At 35.2% G+C, this 3,601-nt stretch carries 3 protein-coding genes; all 3 read left to right on the forward strand.

Annotated features, from left to right (window positions below):
* The first annotated feature begins 77 nt into the window (after positions 1 to 77).
* Entirely contained in the window at positions 78 to 599 is a 522-nt protein-coding gene (locus tag CXF76_RS00410; RefSeq protein WP_101162779.1) for a hypothetical protein, read from the forward strand.
* Entirely contained in the window at positions 592 to 1,977 is a 1,386-nt protein-coding gene (locus tag CXF76_RS00415; protein ID WP_157823323.1) for a tyrosine-type recombinase/integrase, read from the forward strand. The genes CXF76_RS00410 and CXF76_RS00415 overlap by 8 nt, the downstream gene beginning before the upstream one ends.
* A gap of 53 nt (positions 1,978 to 2,030) precedes the next feature.
* Positions 2,031 to 3,601 (forward strand): DNA topoisomerase III (locus CXF76_RS00420; protein WP_101162782.1); only part of this gene is annotated, 1,571 nt, incomplete at its 3' end.

Genomic DNA, 3,601 nt, shown 5'->3' on the forward strand with positions numbered 1-3,601 from the left:
TTAAAAGTTAAAGATAAATTAGGTAATCCTATAAATGAAGTGCACTTATCACTAATTGTTAAGGAAGAGCCTTCAGAATGAAAATTTCAGAAAAGAAAAGAGCTTCTATCAAAGCGTTGGAAAAGCTTTTAACCAACCTAAATAATGCATCAGAACCCAATAACAAAGAGGATATCAGCTTACTATTAAAGCTATTAAGCTCGCAAAGAAAGTTAGCTACTTACGAAAATAAAGAGTTTGGCATAATTTCATCCTCATTAAACACCTTAAAGTCTCATGCTGATATATTTTTACCTGATGGTTACCACGGGTTAAACTTGCTAAGGATTACTGCTTTAAATAAGCAACAACAATTAAAAATAGAGCCGGCTGAAAATAATAAAACGACTAAAAAAGGTATCATACTCAAGCTACGGGAAAGCGAGTCTGATATAGAAAAGTTGCGTCAGCAGAATATGCAGTTAGTTCTTGTGTTACAGGATTTAAAAAGAATGTCTATAAACTATGCTTCAAAAGCTAGCCCTGAAACTCTAAATTTATGCAAAAAAGAAATTAAAATCATAAATTCAAAACTTTTTTTCATTAATGCTAATGAATAATAAACAGTTATTAAAAATCATGCCAGAGTCTACTCAACTCCCTTATTATGTGGATACGGCCTCTGGTAGAGTTATAACCAGAGAAGCTAGTAACTTACCCTTCGTATATTGGCCAAATGGTCTACCATGCGTAGAAGCTAATGCTTACATGTTAAAGCTTTGGTCAAAGCATTTAAGTCGACGTACTCGAGGTGGTACGATCGCAGAGTATGCAAAAAATATCTCACCTATAATTAGATTTTGTTTTAATAATAAAATTAACTTCACTGAGCTCACTGATAACAGGTTTACACAGTTTATTAATAGTCTCAATATCAGAACTACTGCTGGAGATTCAATTCGAACCACAAATTCAATTTTGACAATAGGGCGAAGAACGATAGCTTTTTTAAGCTTTATTGAAGAATATCACTTTATTGATAATTTAATTGGATCTCAAGGTTGCTCTATCGTAATAGAAAGCAAGTCATTTAGTTTTTATACAAAATCAGGTCAAAACAAAAAACTATATTGGCATCACTCATCGTTTCCTCAACCTAGTCCAATCAAATCCAAAAGCCCAGTAAGTATTGATGTTGTTAAAAAGCTAAAACTAAGTGCTCTAAAAACTTCAGACAAGCATTTAAGATTGAGACGTAAGGTAATGCTATTTGCTTACGAAATAACGGGGGGGAGAAGAGTTGAAATAGTCCATTTAAAAGTAAAGGATATTATTGAGGCACTAAACACTAATGACAGCTCACCTTTACTTTCGATGTTTACTGCAAAAAAAGGGAAGATAAGAAAAGTACCTGTTCCTAGAGGTTTTCTTCAAGATTGTATGTTCTACGTTGATATGTCTAGAAAGAGAATAATCAGAAATACTATTGGTTTGAAGAATGATCATGGGTATTTATTAATTAATCACAGAACAGGGAAACCATTAAAGGCTGAAACGTTAACGGGTGAAATGAACCGCTTATGCCAGATTTCAAATGTTGATACAAGCCTTGGTCATGGTCACTTATTTAGACATGGGTTCATTACCCGAATAATGGTTGATTTAATTAGTAGGCATAACATAAATAATAAAGATGAATTTCGGCGAGCTCTAATCAATTCAGAGGCTTTGAAGTTAGAGTTACAGCAATATACAGGTCATAGTAATTCTACTTCCTTAGATACGTATATAGATTTAGCTTTTAATGAAATTACTAATTATAAAGAAACTATGAGCACAGTTATGGTTATACGCTCAACAGAATTAATGTTTGAAAAACTCATATTGGAAACAGAAGAAGCAGCTTTACACAATACAATTACTAGTGATGTTATTGATAAAATGCAAACCATTATTCATCAGTTTCGTGAATCAGTTTTGATGAATAATGAAGATTAAATACATCCAAAATATATTATTTACATAGACTTAAAGGTTATGGTTGAAAACGTATGAGATTGTTTATTGCAGAAAAGCCAAGCCTTGGCAGGGCACTTGTAGATGTACTACCTAAACCACATAAAAAAAGTGATGGTTTTATCACCGCTGGTAATGGCGATGTTGTTACTTGGTGCATAGGTCATTTATTAGAACAAGCTGAGCCTGAAGCATACAACCCCGATTATAAAAAATGGGCTGTTGAGCATTTGCCTATTGTTCCAAATGAATGGAAGCTTGTCGTTAAAAGTAAAACAAGAAAGCAATTTACAGTAGTAAAAACATTAATAAAAAAAGCCGATACGCTAGTTAATATGGGCGATCCAGATCGAGTTGGGCAAATCCTGATTGACGAAGTGATCAATCATTGTGGTGTGTCTAAAGCAAAAAAAACACAGGTTTTAAGGTGCTTAATTAGTGACTTGAATCCAGCAGCAGTAAAAAAAGCATTAAACAATTTACGTAAAAATACAGATTTCATTCCGCTTGCTACATCTGCTTTAGCACGAGCTAGAGCAGATTGGCTTTACGGAATTAATATGACTCGCCTATGTACGCTACAAGGACGTCAATCTGGTTATAGCGGGGTCCTATCAATTGGGAGGGTACAGACACCCGTTTTAGGTTTGATTGTCCACAGAGACCTAGAGATTGCGAATTTTGTATCAAAACCATTCTATGAGGTTATCTGTACGCTTCTTACTTCAAAAGGTGAGGTGTATCAGGCTAAATGGCGTCCAAGTAAAGCATGTGAGCCTTACATGGATGAAGATAATCGGGTGTTGTCTAAAGCGTTAGCATTAAATGTTATTTCAAAGGTACAAAATAAAGCGGGGAAAGTAGTTAATGTAACTCAAGCAAAAAAAGCGACACCTCCGCCATTACCGTACAGTTTATCTGCCTTACAAATTGATGCCGCAAAAAGGTTTGGTATGAGCGCACAGTCAGTACTTGATACGTGTCAGCAATTATACGAGCGACATAAACTAATTACTTACCCTCGCTCAGATTGCCGGTATTTACCTAAAGAACATTTGAATGATGTTAAGCAAGTCGTAGGCGCTATTGGTAAATCCTGCTTAGCTTTAAGTGATACCGCAAAAAACGCGAATCTGAGTTTAAAAAGTAAAGCCTGGAATGACTCAAAGGTAAGTGCCCACCACGCGATAATTCCTACATCAAAAACAACCGATTTAAGCCGTTTATCACCTGCTGAAAATAATATTTATGAACTTGTTGCTCGCCAGTATCTTATTCAGTTCTACCCTCCATTTGAGTATGTAGATAAACAAATCGATACAGAAGTGTCAGGTGGTTTATTTATTTCCAAACAAAAAGACGTGGTATCGCAAGGTTGGAAAGCTTTATTTCCTTCAAAACAAAAATCACAGGGGGAAAGTGAATTTTCAGCGGTTAGTCTACCTAATGTTTCAAAAGGAGATGAAGTACATTGCCAGCAAGCCGACTTGATAGAAAAGCAAACTACACCACCGAAGTACTTCACTGACGCTACATTACTTTCAGCTATGACAGGCATAGCTCGTTATGTAACTGACGCTTCAATTAAAAAAGTATTACGTGATAC

It is taken from the genome of Pseudoalteromonas sp. 78C3, assembly GCF_002836695.1.
Classification (GTDB): domain Bacteria; phylum Pseudomonadota; class Gammaproteobacteria; order Enterobacterales; family Alteromonadaceae; genus Pseudoalteromonas; species Pseudoalteromonas arctica.

Excerpts from the sequence above, each read along its gene's own strand:
- CXF76_RS00410 (WP_101162779.1), top strand. The coding sequence starts at position 78 with ATGAAAATTTCAGAAAAGAAAAGAGCTTCTATCAAAGCGTTGGAAAAG.
- CXF76_RS00415 (WP_157823323.1), top strand. The coding sequence starts at position 592 with ATGAATAATAAACAGTTATTAAAAATCATGCCAGAGTCTACTCAACTC.